The sequence below is a fragment of the Xanthomarina sp. F1114 genome, assembly GCF_026410255.1.
GTDB lineage: Bacteria > Bacteroidota > Bacteroidia > Flavobacteriales > Flavobacteriaceae > Xanthomarina.
In genome coordinates this window covers 97,163-119,222 of the sequence record NZ_JAPMLL010000013.1, presented here as the reverse complement: position 1 = coordinate 119,222, position 22,060 = coordinate 97,163, and the positions used below count along the sequence as shown (strand labels likewise).

At 33.1% G+C, this 22,060-nt stretch carries 23 protein-coding genes; 18 read left to right on the top strand and 5 right to left on the bottom strand.

Annotated elements, in window-relative coordinates; translation table 11 throughout:
• Window positions 1–287: 287 nt before the first annotated feature.
• A complete protein-coding gene (gene rocD, locus OS188_RS11950; RefSeq protein ID WP_267149077.1) occupies window positions 288–1,532 on the bottom strand; it encodes an ornithine--oxo-acid transaminase in 1,245 nt (414 codons plus the stop codon).
• 337 nt (window positions 1,533–1,869) lie between these two features.
• On the opposite strand from rocD, the gene rlmD reads away from it, so the two are divergent.
• The 6 genes from rlmD (at window position 1,870) to OS188_RS11920 (ending at window position 5,959) form a co-directional block, all read left to right on the top strand.
• On the top strand, window positions 1,870–3,282 hold the full coding sequence (gene rlmD, locus OS188_RS11945; protein WP_267149076.1) for a 23S rRNA (uracil(1939)-C(5))-methyltransferase RlmD: 1,413 nt from the start codon (window positions 1,870–1,872) through the stop codon (window positions 3,280–3,282).
• Between the two features lie 63 nt (window positions 3,283–3,345).
• Entirely contained in the window at window positions 3,346–3,882 is a 537-nt protein-coding gene (locus OS188_RS11940; protein ID WP_267149075.1) for a DUF6452 family protein, read from the top strand.
• Window positions 3,848–4,579 carry a DUF6048 family protein gene (locus OS188_RS11935; protein WP_267149074.1) on the top strand — a complete coding sequence of 244 codons (732 nt, stop codon included), beginning with the start codon at window positions 3,848–3,850 and terminating at the stop codon, window positions 4,577–4,579. Before OS188_RS11940 ends, OS188_RS11935 begins: the two co-directional genes overlap by 35 nt.
• Before the next feature lie 208 nt (window positions 4,580–4,787).
• Window positions 4,788–5,021, top strand: a complete 234-nt coding sequence (locus OS188_RS11930) for a thioredoxin family protein (protein ID WP_267149073.1) — start codon at window positions 4,788–4,790, stop codon at window positions 5,019–5,021.
• A gap of 1 nt (window position 5,022) precedes the next feature.
• Window positions 5,023–5,286 carry a DUF2024 family protein gene (locus OS188_RS11925; RefSeq protein ID WP_267149072.1) on the top strand — a complete coding sequence of 88 codons (264 nt, stop codon included), beginning with the start codon at window positions 5,023–5,025 and terminating at the stop codon, window positions 5,284–5,286.
• A gap of 64 nt (window positions 5,287–5,350) precedes the next feature.
• Window positions 5,351–5,959: a MarR family winged helix-turn-helix transcriptional regulator gene (locus tag OS188_RS11920; protein ID WP_267149071.1), complete on the top strand. Its 609-nt coding sequence runs from the start codon at window positions 5,351–5,353 to the stop codon at window positions 5,957–5,959.
• Window positions 5,960–6,101: 142 nt separating this feature from the next.
• Here OS188_RS11920 and OS188_RS11915 read toward each other — a convergent pair whose 3' ends face one another.
• A complete protein-coding gene (locus tag OS188_RS11915; protein ID WP_267149070.1) occupies window positions 6,102–7,259 on the bottom strand; it encodes a THUMP domain-containing class I SAM-dependent RNA methyltransferase in 1,158 nt (385 codons plus the stop codon).
• A 205-nt stretch (window positions 7,260–7,464) separates the two neighbouring features.
• Here OS188_RS11915 and OS188_RS11910 point away from each other — a divergent pair, with 205 nt between their 5' ends.
• The 4 genes from OS188_RS11910 to OS188_RS11895 all read left to right on the top strand — a co-directional run bounded on the left by OS188_RS11910 (window position 7,465) and on the right by OS188_RS11895 (window position 10,154).
• Window positions 7,465–8,196, top strand: a complete 732-nt coding sequence (locus tag OS188_RS11910) for a class I SAM-dependent methyltransferase (protein WP_267149069.1) — start codon at window positions 7,465–7,467, stop codon at window positions 8,194–8,196.
• 71 nt (window positions 8,197–8,267) lie between these two features.
• The gene (locus OS188_RS11905) at window positions 8,268–8,942 is read left to right on the top strand and encodes a ZIP family metal transporter (protein WP_267149068.1); all 675 of its coding nucleotides are present in this window, start codon (window positions 8,268–8,270) and stop codon (window positions 8,940–8,942) included.
• Window positions 8,943–9,119: 177 nt separating this feature from the next.
• Window positions 9,120–9,548, top strand: a complete 429-nt coding sequence (locus OS188_RS11900; RefSeq protein ID WP_267149067.1) for a DUF4268 domain-containing protein — start codon at window positions 9,120–9,122, stop codon at window positions 9,546–9,548.
• A gap of 60 nt (window positions 9,549–9,608) precedes the next feature.
• On the top strand, window positions 9,609–10,154 hold the full coding sequence (locus OS188_RS11895) for a DUF4833 domain-containing protein (RefSeq protein WP_267149066.1): 546 nt from the start codon (window positions 9,609–9,611) through the stop codon (window positions 10,152–10,154).
• 1 nt (window position 10,155) lies between these two features.
• Here the strand turns inward: OS188_RS11895 and trhA are convergent, their stop codons facing one another.
• Window positions 10,156–10,800: a PAQR family membrane homeostasis protein TrhA gene (gene trhA, locus OS188_RS11890; RefSeq protein WP_267149065.1), complete on the bottom strand. Its 645-nt coding sequence runs from the start codon at window positions 10,798–10,800 to the stop codon at window positions 10,156–10,158.
• On the bottom strand, window positions 10,788–11,450 hold the full coding sequence (locus tag OS188_RS11885; protein WP_267149064.1) for a DUF4294 domain-containing protein: 663 nt from the start codon (window positions 11,448–11,450) through the stop codon (window positions 10,788–10,790). Before OS188_RS11885 ends, trhA begins: the two co-directional genes overlap by 13 nt.
• Before the next feature lie 186 nt (window positions 11,451–11,636).
• Here OS188_RS11885 and OS188_RS11880 point away from each other — a divergent pair, with 186 nt between their 5' ends.
• Together OS188_RS11880 and OS188_RS11875 are read left to right on the top strand one after the other, a co-directional pair.
• Window positions 11,637–12,725 carry a M42 family metallopeptidase gene (locus tag OS188_RS11880; RefSeq protein ID WP_267149063.1) on the top strand — a complete coding sequence of 363 codons (1,089 nt, stop codon included), beginning with the start codon at window positions 11,637–11,639 and terminating at the stop codon, window positions 12,723–12,725.
• Window positions 12,726–12,855: 130 nt separating this feature from the next.
• Window positions 12,856–13,413: an NUDIX hydrolase gene (locus tag OS188_RS11875; RefSeq protein ID WP_267149062.1), complete on the top strand. Its 558-nt coding sequence runs from the start codon at window positions 12,856–12,858 to the stop codon at window positions 13,411–13,413.
• A gap of 521 nt (window positions 13,414–13,934) precedes the next feature.
• Here OS188_RS11875 and OS188_RS11870 read toward each other — a convergent pair.
• A complete protein-coding gene (locus OS188_RS11870) occupies window positions 13,935–14,912 on the bottom strand; it encodes a helix-turn-helix transcriptional regulator (protein WP_267149061.1) in 978 nt (325 codons plus the stop codon).
• 89 nt (window positions 14,913–15,001) lie between these two features.
• On the opposite strand from OS188_RS11870, the gene OS188_RS11865 reads away from it, so the two are divergent.
• The 6 genes from OS188_RS11865 (at window position 15,002) to OS188_RS11840 (ending at window position 21,866) form a co-directional block, all read left to right on the top strand.
• Window positions 15,002–16,258: a flippase gene (locus OS188_RS11865; RefSeq protein WP_267149060.1), complete on the top strand. Its 1,257-nt coding sequence runs from the start codon at window positions 15,002–15,004 to the stop codon at window positions 16,256–16,258.
• Between the two features lie 13 nt (window positions 16,259–16,271).
• The gene (locus OS188_RS11860) at window positions 16,272–16,946 is read left to right on the top strand and encodes a PrsW family intramembrane metalloprotease (RefSeq protein ID WP_267149059.1); all 675 of its coding nucleotides are present in this window, start codon (window positions 16,272–16,274) and stop codon (window positions 16,944–16,946) included.
• A gap of 73 nt (window positions 16,947–17,019) precedes the next feature.
• Entirely contained in the window at window positions 17,020–17,505 is a 486-nt protein-coding gene (locus tag OS188_RS11855) for an acyl-CoA carboxylase biotin carboxyl carrier protein subunit (RefSeq protein ID WP_267149058.1), read from the top strand.
• Window position 17,506: 1 nt separating this feature from the next.
• The gene (accC, locus tag OS188_RS11850) at window positions 17,507–18,949 is read left to right on the top strand and encodes an acetyl-CoA carboxylase biotin carboxylase subunit (RefSeq protein WP_267149057.1); all 1,443 of its coding nucleotides are present in this window, start codon (window positions 17,507–17,509) and stop codon (window positions 18,947–18,949) included.
• Between the two features lie 52 nt (window positions 18,950–19,001).
• Window positions 19,002–20,543, top strand: coding sequence for an acyl-CoA carboxylase subunit beta (locus OS188_RS11845; RefSeq protein WP_267149056.1), 1,542 nt, complete (start codon window positions 19,002–19,004; stop codon window positions 20,541–20,543).
• A gap of 99 nt (window positions 20,544–20,642) precedes the next feature.
• Window positions 20,643–21,866, top strand: coding sequence for a multidrug effflux MFS transporter (locus OS188_RS11840; RefSeq protein ID WP_267149055.1), 1,224 nt, complete (start codon window positions 20,643–20,645; stop codon window positions 21,864–21,866).
• Window positions 21,867–22,060: the final 194 nt, after the last annotated feature.

The following is a 22,060-nucleotide window of genomic DNA, read 5'->3' as shown; positions in this document are numbered from 1 at the left end:
AGATAGTCCGTAGATAGTCCGTAGATAGTCCGTAGATAGTCCGTAGATAGTCCGTAGATAGTCCGTAGATAGTCCGTAGATAGTCCGTAGATAGTTAAGAAATTAAATATCTACCAAAAAACCTAATGGTTTCTTTAAAAACATGAAAAATTTATTCAAAACACAAAACCCTCGTATCATCTAGTTTTAAAAAATAAAGTCTCAAAATCCGTGATGTCTTTGCGCATAAAAAAACCTGAAAGATAGATTGTCTTTCAGGTTTTATAAACGTGCAATTGCTTGCTGTTTTATTTTTCAAATTGCTTTAAAGTCTTTACAATAATAGACACACAATCTAATAATTGCTCTTCAGTCATTACTAAAGGTGGTGCAAAACGAATAATATTTCCATGAGTTGGTTTTGCTAATAATCCGTTATCACGTAGAGCTAAACAGATATTCCAAGCTGTTTCGCTTTCTTCGTCATCATTAATAACAATAGCATTTAGTAAACCTTTTCCTCTAACTAGAGATACAAGATCGGTTGTTTCAATGTATTTGTTTAACTCAGATCTAAACAGCTTTCCAAGTTTCTCAGCATTTTCAGCAAGATTTTCTTCTTTAACTACTTCTAATGCAGCAATTGCTACAGCAGCAGCTACCGGATTTCCACCAAAAGTAGATCCGTGGTTTCCAGGTCTAATAACGTCCATAACATTATTATCTGCTAAAACAGCTGATACAGGATATGCACCTCCACTTAATGCTTTTCCAAGAACTAATACGTCTGGCTTCACATTTTCATGATCTACAGCTAATAACTTTCCTGTTCTGGCAATTCCTGTTTGAACTTCGTCTGCAATAAATAACACATTGTATTTTTCGCATAGAGCTTTTGCTTTTTCTAAATAGCCTTCTTGTGGAACAAAAACACCAGCTTCCCCTTGAATAGGTTCTGCTAAAAATCCAGCAATATTTGGATTGCTTTTTAATTCTGCTTCTAAAGCTTCTAAATTATCGTATGCTATTTTTATAAACCCTTTGGTATAAGGTCCAAAATTCTTTCTGGCAACAGGATCGTTAGAAAAAGAGATAATAGTTGTAGTTCTTCCGTGGAAATTGTTTTCGCAAACAACAATCTCGGCTTCATTTTCATCAATCCCTTTTACTTCGTAAGCCCATTTTCTACAAATTTTTAAAGCAGTTTCCACAGCTTCAGCACCTGTATTCATTGGTAATAACTTATCGAAACCAAAAAATTCGCAAGCAAATTTTTCATATTTCCCCAGCATATCGTTATGAAATGCTCTAGACGTTAATGTTAAGGTTTCTGCTTGTTTGGTCATAGCACCTACAATTCTTGGGTGACAGTGTCCTTGGTTTACTGCAGAGTAAGCAGACAGAAAGTCGTAATATTTTTTCCCTTCTACGTCCCATACATAAACACCTTCCCCTTTACTCAGCACTACTGGAAGTGGATGGTAATTGTGTGCGCCATACTTGTTTTCTAAATCTATCGCTTCTTGCGATGTTAATTGGTCTAAACTAGCCATTTTAATAAATTTATAGTTGATGAATAAATAACCATTCCTACTATACCTTTATCTTTTCGAAATCCCGATACGTATCGATACGAAAATTCAGCGTGGGAGAGAAATCATCCCTAGGATTTGCAAAATTACTAAATATCTCGGATTATGGAAAGTGTTTTCCTATTTGATTTTATCACCTTATTTAAACGAATAAAAAGTATTTTTATGGAAAGATATAATCTCCAGAAATTATCGTTTCATATAAAAAATAAAAATAATATTTTAGTGATTCATATCTTGTAAAAAAAATCGTAAATCAGAACGCGTAAATAGCAAATCCTTTCCTTACTTTTGCAGCATGTCTAGAAGAAAAAATAAAAAACAAGTATTTACAAACGTAGAAGTTGTAGATGCTGGTGCTAAAGGAAAAACTGTAGCAAAAGCAGCAGATGGGAAAGTAATTTTTTTGCCAAATGCAGTTCCTGGCGATATAGTTGATGTACAAACCTTTAAAAAACGAAAAGCATATTACGAAGGAAAAGCCATTGCCTTCCATAAACTTTCCGACAAACGTACTACTCCAGTTTGCGAGCATTTTGGAACCTGTGGTGGATGTAAATGGCAAGATATGGGCTACGAACATCAGTTGTTTTACAAACAAAAAGAGGTGGTAAATAACCTAACTCGCTTAGGACATTTAGAATTACCTGAAGTTACACCCATTTTAGGTTCTGCAAAACAATATTTCTACCGAAATAAAATGGAATTTTCTTTTAGCGATAGTCGTTGGTTAACTTTAGAAGAAATCCAGTCGGATGAAGATCTAGGGGATAAAAATGCCTTAGGGTTTCATATTCCAGGCATGTGGGATAAGATTTTAGATATTAAAAAATGTCATTTACAAGCAGACCCATCTAACGCTATTAGAAATGCAGTCAAAGAATTTGCTCTTAAAAACGATCTAGAGTTTTTTAATACAAGAAATCAAACAGGGTTATTGCGTACCCTAATGATAAGAACCTCTTCTACTGGCGATATTATGGTTCTTATTCAGTTTTTTAAAGAAGACAAAGTAAAAAGAGAGATGTTATTAGATTATCTGGCTGAGACTTTCCCGGAACTAACATCTCTACAATATGTTGTCAACGAAAAAGCAAACGATACCATCTACGATCAAGAAGTGATTTGCTATAAAGGACAAGATCATATTTTTGAGGATATGGAAGGTTTAAAGTTTAAAATTAATGCTAAATCTTTCTATCAGACTAATTCAGATCAAGCTTATGAGCTTTATAAAATAACTAGAGATTATGCTGGTTTAACTGGAAACGAATTAGTTTACGATTTATATACTGGAACTGGAACTATTGCACAATTTGTAGCCAAACAAGCTAAAAAAGTCATTGGTGTAGAAGCTGTACCAGATGCAATTACTGCTGCTAAAGAAAATGCACAATTAAACGGTATAGAAAACGTTGAATTCTATGTGGGAGACATGAAAAATGTATTTAACGATGCGTTTATTAAAACTCATGGTCAACCAGATGTTATTATTACAGACCCTCCAAGAGATGGCATGCATAAAGATGTGGTGCAACAACTACTAAATATTGCTGCTAAAAAACTAGTTTATGTTAGCTGTAATAGTGCTACACAAGCTAGAGATTTAGCTTTATTAAAAGACATGTATAAAATAACAAAAGTAAGACCAGTAGACATGTTTCCTCAAACACATCATGTAGAAAATGTTGTACTTTTAGAAAAACGATAACTATATAATTGGTTAATTTACATGAATAAACCAATCTGTTTTCTGCTTACAATGAAAATAAATATGAAAAAATACAATTATTTTATAATTCCTATTCTTGTTTTCTTTACACTCTTTTTTAATTGTGAAAAAGATGATATTTGTTCTGAAACTACAGAAACAACTCCTAAAATGCATATTGCTTTTTATGATATTAATTTTGCTAACGAAGAAGACACACCAAAAAACGTTAGTAAATTACGAATAACGGGAGTTGGACATCCAGAGCCTGATGTTTTACCGGGTTACGATGGAAGTGCGAATATTCAAGAAGTTTATTTCCCATTAAAAACTACAGAAAATAGTACCCAGTACATTCTTCATAAAGGTTATAAAATAGATGATAATGATACTGTTTTAGGAAACCCCGACACCATTACTATTAATTATATTAGAAAAGAAATATACGTATCTAGAGCTTGCGGTTATAAAACAATTTTTGAAAATGTAGTAATTACTATTGAAGATGATGGTGATAATTGGGTTAAATTGGCAAGAGCAGAAAACGACAATCAAACAGTAGAACATGAAACAGACATCCATTATAAAATATATCATTAACCCACTTTTTATATGTCTGTTTTTTTGTGCCACTACTCAAGCACAAAACGATTCTATAATCGTAAAAAAAACAGATTCTATAAAATTTAAAGAAAGTTACGGCCTGCGTTTAGGGGGCGATTTAGGTAAAATAATTAGAACGCTTATAGACGATGAATATAAAGGTTTTGAAATAAATGGAGACTATAGATTAACTAAAAAATGGTATATAGCTGGAGAAATTGGAACCGAAGAAAAACAGACCATTAACGATTATTTAAACGTAACAACTCAAGGAAGTTATTTTAAAGCTGGAGTTGATTATAATGCGTATGAAAACTGGTATGGAATGGAAAACATGATATACGGAGGTTTCCGAATAGGCGCCAGTACTTTTAGTCAGACACTAAATAGCTATGGCGTATATTCTCAGGATCAATATTGGACGCCTCAATTTACAACTGAAGACGGTGAAAAATTTGGCGGACTTTCCGCTATGTGGGGAGAAGTTATTATTGGACTTAAAGTAGAGGTTCTAAATAATTTATACTTAGGATTAAATGCGCAATTTAAATATATGATAAGTGACGATCAACCTGAAAATTTTGAAAATCTCTTTATTCCTGGTTTCCAAAAAACCTATGATAGTGGTGGCTTTGGCTTTGGTTATGGATACACAATTTCTTACTTAATTCCTTTTTATAAGAGAGATAAGTAAGCCTTTGAAATTGAAGATGAAGTTGAACGCGTCATAAATTTAAATTACCAAAACAAAAATACGACCAATCATCACAGTCAATCACCTCTCACCACTCATTACTAAATAACACCACAAAAAATGTTAAAATTCACAATAAATTATATTTAGTTAGGATTCCTTACTATCTTTGAAATGATAATAATATCATTAATTTAAAACTATAATCATGAAAAAGCCTATTTTTTATCACGCAGGATGTTCGGTATGTGTAAGTGCTGAACACGACATTATTGATTTAATTGGAAAAAACAACGTAGAGGTTGTCAATATTGGGGAAGACAGAAACCGAATTGAAGAAGCAGAAAAGGCTGGTGTAAAATCTGTTCCAGCCATGGTTACTACTACTGGAAATGTTCTTCATATTAATCATGGAGCTTCCATGGCAGAAGTAAAAGGTTAAGATGAAAGTATCTGTTTGGGACACCTATGTACAACGCCAAGATGGCAGGATCATGCATTTCGATATTTTAGTAGAAAATAATGTAACTGATGAAGAAACCATCTTTAATTATGGCAAATCTTATATAAAAAGTAAACCTTTTAAAACCGGACAACTATCATCGTCTGAATGTCAGTTTTGTCATATAGAACAAGCTACAGAAGAGATTACTAATAATATTAAAAAAGTAGGGTTTCATATTATTGAAATGGAAAACTGCAATTAATTTAATTAGGATAACTAACTTTGCCTGTCTGGTTATCTAGATAGGCAATTTTATAGATAAAAATATGAGTAATTCCATTTTTAACCCCGAATTTCAAAATGAGCACACATCCAGCAAAATTATTGCTGCTTTACAGCGTATTTCAGAGGCTTTTAAGGTACTTCTTTGGAATAAGGCAAAAGAATTTGGCTTAAGTCCCATTCAGATTCAAATTTTAATTTTTGTGGCTTATCACAAACAAGAGCTGTGTAACGTAAGTCATTTAGCTCAGGAATTCAACATTACAAAACCTACAGTTAGTGATGCTGTGAAAGCATTACTTAACAAAGGTCATATTGAAAAAGATTTATCATCTTCAGATAGTAGAAGCTATTCTATTATTTTAACTTCCTCGGGAAAAGACTTGATAAAACAAACTGAAGACTTTGCCCATCCTATAAAATCTAATCTAAATACCATTGAAGACACAAAATTAGAAGATTTGTTCAGCACCTTAAGTCAGGTCATTTACAAATTAAACCAAACGGGAATTTTAACGGTTCAACGCACTTGTTATGGTTGTAAATTTTATGAAAAACAAGGAACAACACATTTTTGTAACCTGTTAGAAAAAGCGCTTCTCGATTCAGAAATTAGAATAGATTGTCCGGAGTTTGATGCTAAAATCACCTAATAAAACCTTGCTGTGCTTATTACTTGAACAAGGATACATTTTCAAAACTAATCCAGTTTTAAGTTTTAAACCTCGAAATTTGAACTAATACTAAGACGTACTTCTACCCTCTAAAAACTACCCACTAGCAACTAAATAAACATTACTTATTAAATTTTGCCTTTTTAGAACCTTCATACATAACGTACTTAACTAATCTGGCTTCCAACTTAGCATTAACTAAGTGTATTTTTCTTGACGGACGTAAGCCTACATGTTTTAAAGCATCTAAATTAGAGGTAATAAACCAAGCGTCTGTTCCGGGGTAACCTTGCTTTAAAGTATCGCCAATATTTTTATAGAATTCTTCCATATCAATATCCAAACGTTCGCCATAAGGAGGATTAAACACCATGTGTAATTTATTATCTCCAGCTTTTTGAGTCTTGAAAAAATCTTCGTGTCTTATGGAAATAAACTCTTCTAAATGCGCATTTTTAATATTCTCCGTGGCTTTTGCTACCGCTGAAGGAGACTTATCGAAACCCATAATTTTATAATGAAAGTCTCTGGTTTTATTTAAAAGAGAATCTTCAATTTTTTCAAACAATTCTACATCCCAATCTGCCCAACGTTCAAAAGCAAACTCTTTTCGCATTAAATTTGGAGGAATATTACAGGCAATCATTGCTGCCTCGGCCAAAATAGTTCCACTACCACACATAGGATCCATAAAATCAGATTGCCCATCCCAGCCAGAAAGCATGACCATTCCAGCAGCAAGGACCTCGTTTATTGGAGCAATATTAGTTGCTGTTTTATATCCTCGTTTATGTAGTGAATCTCCCGAAGAATCTAAAGAGATATTACAAACCTCTCTATCTATATGAACATTAATTTTTAAATCAGGAAACTTTAAATCTACATTAGGTCTTTGCCCTGAAGTTTCTCTAAATTTATCTACAATAGCATCTTTTGTTTTTTGAGCTATATAAAGAGAATGTGTAAAGACATCAGAATTAATGGTTGCATCTACTGCCAAAGTTCCGGTTGGCTTTAAATAAGTATCCCAAGACATTTTATAAATCTTATCGTACAAATCTTGTTCGTTGCGTACTTTAAATGTTTCAATAGGCTTTAAAATTTTAATAGCTGTACGCAACCCCAAGTTTGCCTTATACATAAAGCCTTTATCACCAGTAAAACTCACATTCCTAACACCAATTTTAACATCTTGTGCTCCAAGTTGCGTCAGTTCTTTTGCCAGTAATTCTTCAAAGCCAAATAAAGTTTTGGCAACCATTTTAAAATTATTCTCCATTGTAGATATTAAATAGAATGCAAAAATACAGTATTTTTGTGGCAACTTAAATTAATTGGGTTAAGGATTGAGCAATTGTTGGAACTCTTTTTATTTTATCTTTTTATAAAATAAAAAAGCGACTTGCGAAAGCCTGACTCTACGGAGTGACAACGTAGTGGAGGAACCCCCAAATAAAAATCCTCCCTGTTTTAGGGATGTTTATATGACAAAAAACACAACACAATGGTATGCTTCGTGGTTTGACACACCTTATTACCATATTTTATATAAAGACAGAGATCATGAGGAAGCGCAAGTGTTTATGGATAATCTTACCAATTATTTAAACCTGCCAGAACATGGAAAAATTCTAGATTTGGCTTGTGGAAAAGGAAGACACTCTCTGTATTTAAGCTCTTTGGGATATGATGTTACCGGAGTAGATTTATCTGAAAATAGCATTGCATACGCCAAACAATTTGAGAAAGATAATTTACATTTTGAGGTTCATGATATGTGTAAACCTTACGATAAAAAGTTTGATGCCGTTTTTAATTTGTTTACCAGTTTTGGATATTTTAAAAATGAAGCCGATAATTTACGAACCATTGAGGCCATACATGCCGATTTAAATGAGTATGGCTTTGGTGTGATCGATTTTATGAATATCGATTTTGTGTTAAACAATTTAGTTCCGGAAGATATTAAAACGGTGGAAGGCATTGACTTTCACCAAAAGCGGTATGTTAAAGACGGCTATTTATATAAAGACATATCTTTTAAAGATAAAGGTGAAACCTTCTCATACCAAGAACGGGTTAAAGCCTTTACTCTAAAGGATTTTGAACAGCTTTTTGAGCAGGCAGGAGTTTATCTATTAGATATTTTTGGCGATTATAAATTGAATAAATTTCATAAAAACACATCTGAACGCTTGATTATGGTTTTTAAATAATCTGTATTTTGCAAGTGACTAATTATTAATAAGATTTCTCCCGAAAACTTCGGGATTCGTGAAAAACATATATGAAACAATACTTATTACCAGTATTTGCAGTCGTTCTTGGGGCTCTAATTGTTTTAGTTGTAAAACAAAAGCGCAGTCTATTTACCAGACTTCTACTCTCTTTTAGTGGTGCTTTTTTATTGGCATTAACGCTCTTCGATTTACTTCCGGAAGTTTATAACCACGTGGAAGCTAAGAAAACAGGCCTGTTTATAATGCTTGGTATTTTACTGCAAATTGTTCTGGAATTTTTCTCTAAAGGTGCTGAGCACGGACATATTCATATAGAAAAAAACAGTACAGGTTTTCCCTGGTTACTATTTATAAGTTTATGTATTCATAGTTTTTTAGAAGGCTTCCCTATCCACCAACACAACGATATGGTTTATGGCGTTCTAATTCATAAAATACCTATTGCCACGTTAATAACCAGCTTTTTAGTACAATCTAATTATAATAAAAAACAAATTGCAGGATTTTTAATCTTCTTTGCAGCCATGACACCACTTGGTACGCTGGTTTCGAATACAGCTTCTATACCTGAATATTATATTTATTTAATAAATGCTGTTGTTATTGGTATCTTTTTTCATATTTCTACAGTAATTTTGTTTGAAAGTAGTGAAGGACATAAGTTTAATTTATCTAAATTATTAGCTATATTTTTTGGAGTAGCCATAGCCTATATGGTATAATAAGCCAGACAGTTCGTATTTACAGCTTAATATCTTTTAGGAAAGCGTGAATACCAACAATTAAACTGTTATAAATCAAATAGTAGACTTTTTGTGTTTTCTTTATTCTTTACTTTTTTTTAATTATCTTTAATTTTTATCAACTTTCTATTTACTATCCGCTAACCACATATAACCATGTTCAGTAAAGAAGAATCTAGATTATTAAAACAAGACTTTTGGACCAGTTTCGGGAAGTCTTTTCCAAGAAAATGGATTTTATATAATACTAAAATAAAAGGTTTAAGTCTTAAATTTCATTTCGATACCAAAACAGCACTAGTTGCTTTAGACATAGAAGACGATTTAGAGGATAGAATAAACCATTGGGGAAAAATATTAGCTTTAAAATCCATTCTTAAAGATGACTTTTTACCCGAAGCTATTTTTGAAGAAGAATATTTTTTAGAAAATGGGAAAGAAATTTCTAGAGTTTATGTGCTTTTAGACGCTCCAGTCTCTATTCATAATAAAAAATCGTGGCGTATAACCATGGAGTTTTTTAATGAGACTATGAGCAAATTAGAAGCTTTCTTTGTGGAGTATCAAGATATTATTAAGACATAAGATTTACCAGATTTGCCAAATAAAATACGTTTGAGAAAGTTGGTTTAATTACGTTTAAATATGAAAAACTTACTCTTAAAAATATGTGGTATTATTATAATTTTGTTTTCATCAACAACTTATGTTTTTGGACAAGAAAGCTATCCTGTCCCTAACAAAACACCAACAAGACTTTTTTATATTCAACACAGTAATAATCACAATACGTTTGTGTACGATGCTTATATAAAAGATGATTCCATAATCAAAGATGACCCTGTAAAAGAGTATCGAATAGTGTACACAGAAGGAGGGTTGATTAAACCTTTAACTGGACTTCAAAAGCGTATGGCTTATGGTTTAACCACAAATTATATTTCTAATAATCTTTTTGAAATGTATCTTGCTGCCAACAAAAAAACTCCGTTTTTCCTCACCCTAGATTCAAATTCAAAACCTATTGTTTATATTACTATAAATAATCAAAAAATAATATTAGACAGAATTTTTGTCAAGCTAAAAAATAATTTTTCCGTAATTAATGTGGAAGCAGATTATATTCTATTTGAAGGGAAAGATTTTCACTCGCAAAAAGAAGTGAGTGAAAAATATTTTTTAGACAAATAATCTAAATCACATAGAAAAACACCAATAAAAAGTGGCAAATTGCACCTCCAAGCACAAATAAATGCCAAATAACATGGTTATAAGGTATTTTATGAACGGCATAAAAAACAATACCCAAGGTGTAAAACAAACCTCCAGCAAATAAAAGTAAAGTTCCGTTAGCTCCTACATAATCTGCAAGATTAGAAAAATCTATAACAATTAGCCATCCCATAATGAGATATAGTAATACTGAAAAAAGCTCGAATTTTCCAGTAAAAAACAATTTCAATACCAGTCCTAATAATGCAATTCCCCATACTACCCAAAATATGGGCCAGCCTTTACTTTGTTCCAGAGCTATTAAAGCAACTGGCGTATAGGTTCCAGCAATTAACAGGTAAATACTAATATGATCTATAATTCGGAAATAATGCTTTTGTTTCTCGGCTTGAACTGCATGATATAAGGTGGAAGAACTAAACAAAATAATAATTGAAAGTCCGTAAATTATAACACTAAACAAACTCCAGTCGGTTTTACCCGTATTAAAAACTATGAGTAAAACTAAGGCTGCAATCCCCATTAAGGCTCCTACTCCATGAGTTAAGGCATTGAGGCGTTCTTCTGCTAAGGTTTGTGTATGCGGATCTTTTATTTGAGCCATTTTTCGGTTAATTCTAAAAAATCAAATTTTATGGCGGCATCTTGTCGCTCTAATTTCCCACTTTGAAAATTACGCTGTAGAACGTCTTCTATTAAGTAATCTTCTTTGACATTCTCAGGGTCGTAAACTTCCTTTAGTGAAATATTAAACAAGTTTGCCGTGCTATTAAACCAAAAAGCCCGCCAACCACTTCGCAATCTTTTAATTAAATCGAAGGTAGTTTCTCCCGTTTGTCTGTAAATAAGTTTTACTAGAATCTGACCTTCTGTTCTGGTTAACTTTTTGAGTTCTTCTGCAAATTCATCTTCAATATAACTCTGTATAATTCGCGCATATTTTTTTTGATCGCTCTTTCTTTTTATAGAAGCCATACGTTCGTTTAAAGACTCCAAGCGTTCGGCCGCCAATTTGGCGTATGGATAGACTTTTATAGTTTTTCTTCTTAAAATTAAATAGCGTTTTCTGTCTTCGTTACTATCAAATTTAAGTTTGTGCAGCAACAATACTTCATTTAAATTAATAGCTGTATGAGGAATGGAATCCCCCTCAAAAAAGATATATTCCACATCGGAGTCTGTCGTTTCAAGAGAATCTATCTGACTTTGAGCAACAAAAGGTAAAAATAAAAGTAGGTAGACTAGGTTTTTCATGTTTACTTCCCGTGCAAACGGAAATCTATTTAAATTATAATATCATTAGTTTCTATAAGAAAATAGAAATCTATGTTTTTAAGGAATCTAAAATCATACCAAAAACATTGGTAAAATTAATAATTTACCAAAGCATTAACCTTAAAATACTATTAATATTATTAATTTAGTGCAAAATATTTTACCATGGCAAAAAAGAGCATTTTAAACAAAAAATCTTTAGATTTTCTAGAATCATATTTAAATAATGCCTCTCCGACCGGATATGAGTGGGAAGGGCAAAAAATCTGGATGAACTATCTAGAGCCTTATGTAGATGAATTTATTACAGACACCTATGGATCTGCAGTGGGCGTTATCAATCCGAAAGCAAAATATAAAGTAGTTATTGAAGGACACGCTGATGAAATTTCTTGGTACGTCAACTATATTACTGATAACGGTTTGATTTATGTGATTAGAAATGGTGGAAGCGACCACCAGATTGCGCCGAGTAAAGTTGTTAATATCCACACTAAAAAAGGTATTGTAAAAGGTGTTTTTGGCTGGCCAGCTATTCATACCAGAAACAAAGCCAAAGAAGAGGCACCAAAACCAGATAATATATGCATAGATATTGGTGCTAAAAATAAAGAAGAAGTAGAACAAATGGGAGTACATGTGGGCTGCGTAATTACCTATCCAGATGAATTCCATATTCTAAACGGTGATAAATTTGTTTGTCGTGCTTTAGACAACAGAATGGGTGGTTTTATGATTGCTGAAGTGGCGCGTTTATTAAAAGAAAACAAGAAGGAACTTCCTTTTGGTTTATATATTACCAATTCGGTACAAGAAGAAATTGGTTTACGTGGTGCAGAAATGATAACTCAAACCATAAAACCAAATGTAGCTATTGTAACAGATGTCACGCATGATACAACTACTCCAATGATTAAAAAAGAAAAAGAAGGTCATTTAGAGCTTGGTTTAGGTCCTGTAGTTGCATACGCTCCTGCTGTACAACAAAAACTAAGAGATCTAATTACAGATACGGCTGAAGAAAAGAAAATTCCTTTTCAACGTTCTGCCCTTTCTAGAGCTACAGGTACAGATACAGATGCTTTTGCTTATAGCAACGGTGGCGTAGCATCGGCATTGATTTCTTTACCACTCCGTTATATGCATACCACCGTAGAAATGGTTCATAAAGACGATGTGGAGAACGTGATTAAATTAATTTACGAAACACTACTAAAAATAGAAGACGGAGAAACATTTTCATACTTTAAATAATCTATAATCTGTCATTGCGAGGAATCCCGATACTTTGGGATGACGTGGCAATCTGTTTGTTAATTCATGATAGTTTTAATTAACAGATTACACGATTTAAAAACCTCTCAATGACAGTTTTTTTTTTAATATGGACGAATTAATAGATATCTTAACCAAAGAGGGTAAACCATCGGGAAAAACAGCTTTAAAGTCTGAAGTTCATAGAAAAGGACTTTACCACAATACGGCTCATATTTGGTTTTACACCCATGATGGACAGATTTTATTAGCGCAACGTGCTGCTTCAAAATCGATTTGTCCTTTACTTTGGGATGTGTCTGTTGCCGGCCATGTAGATGCTGGAGAAACTATTGAAGAAGCAGCTATAAGAGAAACACAGGAAGAAATAGGCTTGATTATTAAAGAAAATGACTTGTTTAAAATTGGGGTGTTTCCTTGCTTTCAAAGCTATGAGAATGGAATTGTTGATAATGAGTTTCATCATACCTATCTGGTAGAATTAAAAGTCTCTTTAGAAAAATTAAAACCCCAACCTGGGGAGGTTGAGGCTTTGGAACTAGTCACAGTAAAAAGCTTTAAGTCCCTCTTGGCTAATAGCGAATCCAATGCTTATTTTGTGGCTTCAAACCGTGACTATTATGAGATGGTTTTGGAGGGGCTTATAGAAAAGCTATCTTATGAATAATATTTTAAAGATATATATGAAATAGATACTTCCTGCATCTACATACTCACCTTGCACGTTCATAGCCTGCTTGGTTATAATTTCAAATGTTGTCATTATAATTTACCTGACTTAATCACACACCAAATCCTCCTCCGAAACTTTCTTCCATTCATGCAGTACCACCTCATCACTTTTTCTTGAAGTAATACAGGTTACACTCGTATTTAATTGAGAAGTTAGGGTGTCGTTTTTGCGGATACCACATTTATAGCATTTATAGGTTGCCATAGTCTAGTAATTTTGGGGTTTTACTTTTATTTTAATTCCAAAACTATTTTTTAAATGGTCAAAACCTGTCCGTTTGAAAACTCTTTACTTTTTATAATGAAATATAATTTTAAAGATGTTGTAAATTCGACTAATCGCGTAGAAGTAAAAATGAAATTTCAAATTGTCCATAGTGAAAACAAACAAAACTAGAACCCTTATAATCAAAACACTATACAAAACATGTATTAGATTATGTCCAAATTAAGATTTTAATAATACGCTATCATCAAACCTAAATGATGCTTTATATATTCCTTGATATGAATTGGTCTTACCACCTTTACCCAAAGATTGTATCTTAGAATATCCATTAAAAACTCGTAATTTGGCTCTACATAAACTCTTATTTCACCCCAAATATCTGGATTGGAATAATCTAATGTATCTGTATTCATTTCTTTTGGACGTGCTATAATTTCTTGAGAATGATGCAAAGGATTTATTTCCAAATATTTAAAATGATGATTAGCCACTTGAATATGGATCCACTCTGGTTCTAGTTCTGATTTTAAAATTCCGACGGCATTTTTAAAATATTCCGACTGATTAAAAACAATAGGATTCTTGACTTTCTGTTTTCCTATTTTTAAAGATTTAATCCTATCGTCTAAACAAAAAGCATAAATACCATAAACACTGTTATGTGCCATTAAATACCAAGATTTATTGATTTCCTTAATATGTAAAGGCTGAAAAAAACCAGCAATTGTTTGATAGCCGTTATCCTCGTACCAACCTTGATATTCTATATCTATTAAAAACTGATGTTCTATAGCATGTATTAATGGAACCAAATCTACCTGCGAACATAAAGAACTGCGTGTTGTGCTTACATAATCTTTCCAGGTATGTGCGTGATGATGCAAGAGGTAAAGTTCTGTTTTTTCGTAAACTTCATTTATCGCTTCACTTACTTCAAAACTATCCAGATAATAGCCATAATTACGCTTATGTAGAATAACTGTTTGGTAATAAGACTTAATTTTCTCTAAATCCCGCTTTACAGTTTTTTGTGAGTATTGATTTAATTTATCGTAAAGAGGATCGTCTATATTATCAAAACGCAATTGATCTAGAGCATTCTGTAAGTCGTCAAGAGGTATAAAACCATTTTTTTCAACCCCATAAACCTTAGGGTTGGAAATAATACGTAAAATATAATAACGACGAAGAAACTCTGGGGTCATAGTATCGATTGAAAAACGAAAATAATAATAAACTTTGAAATGGCTAAAAGGATTCGGTTTTTATATATTTGAATCCCTAAATACAATTCATGACATCGGTTTTTAGTAAAAAGGATTTTATTGCTACAAAATGGTTTACTCTAGAAAAATTAATTCAATTAATTACAGGTGTCTTTATTATTCCTCAAATTTTTAGTACGCTTGGTAGTGTAGATATTGGAAAACTAAAGTTTGTAGAAGCCATCCTAGGAATGCTTACTCCTTTGTTTTTTCTAGGACTATCTGCTATCTGTATTAGAGAAATTGTTTTTAATCCCAAACGAAGTCAGCAAATATTAGCCACGGCTTTTTACCTTAGATTAGTAAGCTGGATTGTTATTTTTACTGGTATTATCTTATATTTTAAGTTTACAAAAGACAGCCCTTTATCAGGCTTATATCTAATTATTGCTTTTAGTTATTTATTTAAACTAACCGATATTTTTGAATACTACTTATTGGCTAAAAAGCAAACAAAAGTTATTTTTACTTCTAAGATTACTACTTTAATTGTAATTGTTTCCTTGCAATACTACGGCGTAGTACATCAATTTGATGTTTATTATTTCGCAAAACTTATTGTTCTCGACTTTCTACTTCAAGGACTTATTTACATTATTATTTTAAAGTATAATAACGAGCTTCATTTTAAGCAATGGCAATTTTCATGGCCTATGGCAAAATCATTATTAACCAAGTCTTTTCCGTTAATTATTTCAAATAGTTTAATTGTGTTCTATATAACTATAGACGAATTATTTCTAAAATATTTCCATGGCGACCACGCTAACGGTGTCTTTGCCAGTGTTCAGTTTTTAGTAATAGGATTGAGTTGGAATATTGGCTTTTCCATAATAAATGCCTTATACCCTTCTTTAGCTGAATCCTTTCAAGCCAACCAAACTCTCTACCAAGAAAAAATAAAACAGCTTTTAAAAATCATGCTTATTTTAGGTCTTCTAATTGGTGGATTTTATACTCTTTTTGGGAATGCTATTTTAGACCGTTATTTTTCCGATAGCTATATGGAAGCAAAACTACCTTTACTAATTTTCTGCTGGGCACCACTTTTTGTGTTTTTAGGAATGGTATACGAAAAACATCTTGTAAACTCAGACAATCTACAAAAAAACGTCTATCGTTTTGCCATAGGTTGTGTTTCAAATGTACTTTTATGTTATTTATTAGTTCCTGTATGGAGTGTAACAGGTGCCGCCATAGCTGTTTTAATAAGCCATTTTATTACAAACATTATGTATGTTTTTCTGGATAAAAAAAGCAGAAAGCAACTGATATCAATTTTTTAGCTACTTTTGATTTATGAACTTACTACTAGCCGCTATTGCACCTGTATTTGCTATTATTCTTTATGTTTATTGTAAAGATGAATACGAAAAAGAACCTCGAAGACTCCTACTCTATAATTTTTTATTAGGCGCCATAGTAAGTATATTAATTGCCACTATTTTGTATTATGGCTCAGATGCTATTATAAAGTTTGATGATGAATTTAGCATTGTACAGCAATTCTTTAAAGCCTTTTTAGTGGTTGCAATTATTGAAGAGTTTAGTAAATATATTATTGTACGCTATTTTGCGCAACCCAATAAAGAGTTTAACGAACCTTATGATGGCATTATATATGCCGTAATGGTTTCCATGGGCTTTGCTGCCACAGAAAACATCATGTATGTACTAGAAGGCGGATATCAGGTTGCACTTTTAAGAGCTTTTACTGCAGTTCCGGCTCATGCAACCTTTGGCGTGCTTATGGGCTATTTTATGGGAAAGGCAAAATTTACCAAACACCCTTCTAAATATAACTTATTAGGTCTTTTTCTGGCGGTATTATTTCATGGATCTTACGATTTCTTCCTCTTTATAAATTTTATTCCAGGGGTGTGGATTGGAGCCTTTATTTCATTAGGTGTTGGAATTTATCTGGCACGAAAAGCCATAAAAAAACATCAAAAAAATTCATTCTTTAAATTTTAAGCAGCTTATTTTAAACCCTGTCTTCTAAGAGTCTTTCATAAATTCATATATTTACAGCTTCAAATAAAAATATATGAATCCATCATACAAAGTGAATGTAAACAGCACATTCGATTTTGATATTCCTTCTGAAGATATATCAAAACTTGATTCTGTAGCTGTTTCTCCCTCAGAATTTCATGTTTTAAGAGATAACAAATCTTATAAATGCGAAATAATATCATCCAATTTTAATTCAAAATTATATCAGGTAAAGATTAATAATAACATCTATCAGGTGGACATCTTTAACAATTTAGATGTTCTTATAAAAGAAATGGGATTTGAGATTGGTGCTTCTAAGAAAGTCAACGAGATTAAAGCGCCCATGCCAGGGTTAATTTTAGATGTTCATGTAAAAGTGGGACAAGAAGTTAAGGAAAATGATCCGCTTTTAATTCTTGAAGCTATGAAAATGGAAAACGCATTAACGTCTCCTAGAGATGGGATTGTAAAATCAATTTCTGTTTCTAAAAGTGATACCGTAGATAAAAACCAATTATTAATAGAGCTTGAATAACATGAAGAAGTTACTAGTAGCAAACAGAGGAGAAATAGCCATTCGCGTGATGCGAACTGCAAAAAAAATGGGCATAAAAACGGTTGCAGTTTATTCTACAGCAGACAGACATGCACCACATGTAAAATATGCTGATGAGGCTGTTTTAATTGGAGAAGCCCCTTCCAATCAATCCTATTTATTAGGAGATAAGATTATTGAAGTAGCTAAAAGCTTAGAGGTAGATGCTATTCATCCGGGCTACGGGTTTTTGAGTGAAAACGCGCACTTCGCCGAATTATGCGAAGAAAACAATATCACTTTTATTGGTCCTAAATCCAAAGCCATAAAAATAATGGGGTCTAAATTAGCAGCTAAAGAAGCGGTCAAAGCCTATAATATCCCTATGGTTCCTGGAACCGACGAAGCCATTACAGATATCCCTGTTGCTAAAAATATTGCAAAAGAAATTGGTTTTCCAATTCTTATTAAAGCCTCAGCTGGTGGTGGCGGAAAAGGCATGCGTGTGGTAGAAAAAGAAGCCGATTTCGAATCGCAAATGGACCGTGCCATCAGTGAAGCGGTGAATGCTTTTGGCGATGGTTCTGTTTTTATTGAAAAATATGTGAGTTCTCCAAGACATATCGAAATTCAGGTCATGGCAGATGCCCATGGTAATATCATTCATTTATTTGAAAGAGAATGCAGCATTCAACGTCGCCATCAAAAAGTAGTTGAAGAAGCTCCGTCTTCTGTTTTAACTCCAGAATTACGTCAGCAAATGGGAGAAGCTGCAATTAAAGTGGCAAAATCTTGCGATTATCTTGGAGCCGGAACGGTGGAGTTTTTATTGGATGAAAAACATAATTTCTATTTCCTAGAGATGAATACCCGTTTGCAAGTAGAGCATCCGGTTACAGAATTAATAACGGGTACCGATTTGGTAGAATTACAAATTCGGGTAGCTCGGGGAGAGACACTTCCTATAACACAAGAAGATTTAAAAATAAATGGTCACGCCTTAGAACTACGTGTTTATGCTGAAGACCCTTTAAACGACTTCCTGCCTAGTGTTGGAAACTTAGAAGTTTATAAATTACCTGTTGGCAAAAATATTAGAGTGGATAATGGTTTTGAAGAAGGTATGGATATTCCAATTTATTACGACCCCATGCTTTCTAAATTAATCACCTACGGAAGTACGCGGGCAGAAGCCATTGAATTAATGATATCTGCCATAGAAAACTATCAGGTAGAAGGGATTCAAACCACCTTACCTTTTGGAACGTTTGTATGCGAACACGATGCTTTTAGATCTGGAAATTTTGATACGCATTTTGTAAAAAAGTATTATTCGCCAGAAGCCTTATTAGAAGAGCAAAAAGAGGAAGCAAAAATTGCAGCGACTTTAGCATTAAAACAATATTTAGAAGACCAGAAATTATTAAGAGTACCTAATAACTAAAATTATTACTGTCACACGGAGCTTGGCGAAGTGTTTTACCTATTAAACTACTATGGAATCAAAAATAAATAATCTCAACAACAAACTAAACCAGGCCTATTTGGGTGGCGGACAAATACGTATAGACAAGCAGCATGAAAAGAAAAAATTAACTGCCAGAGAGCGTGTTAATTACTTGTTAGACGATGGTTCTTTTGAAGAAATTGGTGCTTTAGTCACCCATAGAACAAAAGACTTTGGGATGGAAAAACAAAAATTTTATGGCGATGGGGTGGTTACCGGATACGGAACTATAAATGGGAAATTAGTATATATTTTTGCTCAAGATTTTACGGTTTTTGGAGGTTCTTTATCCGAAACACATGCTGAGAAAATCTGTAAAGTTATGGATTTGGCTGTAAAAGTTGGTGCTCCAATGATTGGTTTAAACGATTCCGGAGGGGCAAGAATTCAAGAAGGAGTTCGCTCTCTTGGAGGTTATGCAGACATTTTCTACAGAAATGTACAAGCGTCTGGAGTCATTCCCCAAATTTCGGCTATTATGGGACCATGTGCTGGAGGTGCTGTGTATTCGCCTGCTATGACAGACTTTACCATGATGGTTGAAGGTACCAGCTATATGTTTGTAACGGGACCAAATGTAGTAAAAACAGTAACTAATGAAGAAGTGACCTCAGAAGAGCTGGGAGGTGCCAGTACACATTCAACAAAGTCTGGAGTGGCACATATTACCTCTACTAATGATGTGGAATGCTTAGAAGATATTAAACGCTTATTAAGTTATTTACCTCAAAACAATACGGAGACTCCTGCCCGCTTTCCTTTTGAATTAAAAGATGAAGTTAGAGAGAATCTTTCTAACATTATTCCAGATAATGCCAATAAGCCCTACGATATGCATGAAGTGATTTCTGGGATTATCGATGCAGATTCGTTTTACGAAATTCATAAGGATTATGCAGAAAATATTATTGTCGGTTTTGCGCGTTTAGGAGGAAGAAGTGTTGGAATTGTAGCCAATCAGCCTATGTATCTTGCAGGAGTTTTAGATGTTAACAGTGCTAAAAAAGCAGCGCGATTTGTACGCTTTTGTGATGCTTTTAATATTCCATTGTTAGTCTTAGAAGATGTTCCAGGGTTTTTACCAGGAACCGATCAAGAATGGGATGGAATTATTGTACACGGCGCAAAATTATTATATGCTTTTAGTGAAGCAACCGTACCAAGAGTGACTGTAATTACTAGAAAAGCTTATGGAGGTGCTTATGATGTAATGAATTCTAAACATATTGGAGCCGACATGAATTTTGCCTGGCCAAGTGCAGAAATAGCTGTTATGGGAGCTAAAGGTGCTGCCGAAATTATCTTTAAAAAAGAAATAAACGCTGCAGAAGATAAGGACGCTAAATGGAAAGAAAAAGAGGCTGAATATGCCAAGTTATTTGCCAACCCGTATAGTGCAGCAGAGCGTGGTTTTATAGATGAAGTGATTTTACCAAAAGATACCAGACGGAAATTAATAAAAGCTTTTTCTATGCTTGAAAGCAAGGAAGTTGAAAAACCAAAACGAAAGCATGGGAATATTCCTCTTTAATAATCAAATCAAATAACCTTTATATTTTATTTACTATAATTTAACTTAAATTAAGAAACTAAAATAGCGCTTTCAATAGCAAAAGTCTACTTTTGCAGAATGCAAGAAAATCAATCTGTAAAATTAGAATTTATAGCTTTAATGGCATCTTTAATGTCTATTGTTGCTTTGGCTATAGACGCTATTTTACCAGCAATGTCTGCCATTGGGGTTTCTGTAAACAGTGTAGATAGCAACAATAATCAGCTACTAATTACCATGATCTTTTTAGGATTGGGAGTAGGTCAATTACTTTTTGGCCCTCTTTCTGACAGTCTTGGAAGAAAACCCATGGTGTATATTGGCTTTAGTATTTTCGTTATAGCTAGTGTTGTTTGCGTGCTTTCTCCAACTTTAGAATGGATGATTTTTGGTAGAGTCTTACAAGGAATTGGTTTGGCCGCTCCAAGAACTATTGCCATTGCCATTATTAGAGATATGTACAAAGGCGATTATATGGCAAGAATCATGTCTTTTATAACTACTTTCTTTATTTTGGTTCCTGTTATTGCTCCAGTTATGGGGAAGTTCATATTAAATTTTTACCATTGGAAAGGGATTTTTTATATTCAAATTATCATGGCATTTCTAGTGTGTTTTTGGTTTTGGAAAAGACAACCTGAAACCTTAAAGCCAGAACATAAAATAACATTTAATAAGCGTTTATTTATAGATGGCTTTAAAGAGTTATTAAAACACAAAATCACTTTAGGTTTTACTATAATTTCCGGGTTTATTTCTGGGGTGTTTATTGTGTATTTAAGTGCGTCGCAAATAATTTTTGAAAAGCAATATGGCCTAGTGGATGAGTTTCCATACATATTTGCAGGCTTAGCCATTGGAGTTGGCTTATCCACTTTTTTAAACGGCTCCTTGGTGATGCGATTGGGAATGTGGCGTTTATCGTTTATAGCTTTAGTCATATTTAGTTTGAATGCTTTATTATATGTGTTATTATTCTGGAATTCAGAAAATCCAACCTTAGTCGTTATACTAGCTTTTATGGCGATTCAATTTTCTACAATTGGTTTTATTTTTGGAAATATTAGAGCAATTGCTATGGAATCTATTGGACATATTGCTGGAATTGGAGCGGCAATCACTGGATTTATCTCTACCATGATGGCCGTGCCTATTGCCAATTTTATTGGTGGCTTTATTAATTCTACAGCTCTGCCCCTATTTATAGGCTTCTCTGTTTTTGGGGCCTTTTCAGTATTTATTTTCCTACGCATGCAGGTTCTTAGAAACAACGAGATACAGGTTATTCACGCCATAAAATAACTCTACGTTTTAAATTGAAACCGCTCTTTAATTTAGGGCAAACTCAAAAACTAAAACCTCAACAACCCGAAAATAATTTTAGATTCCAATTATAGAACACCTACTATATATCTAATAACAAATAGATTAGAAATAGGAAGTCACAACTCTTCAATATTACTTTTTTAATATTTAATACTAACTTGTAAATAAGT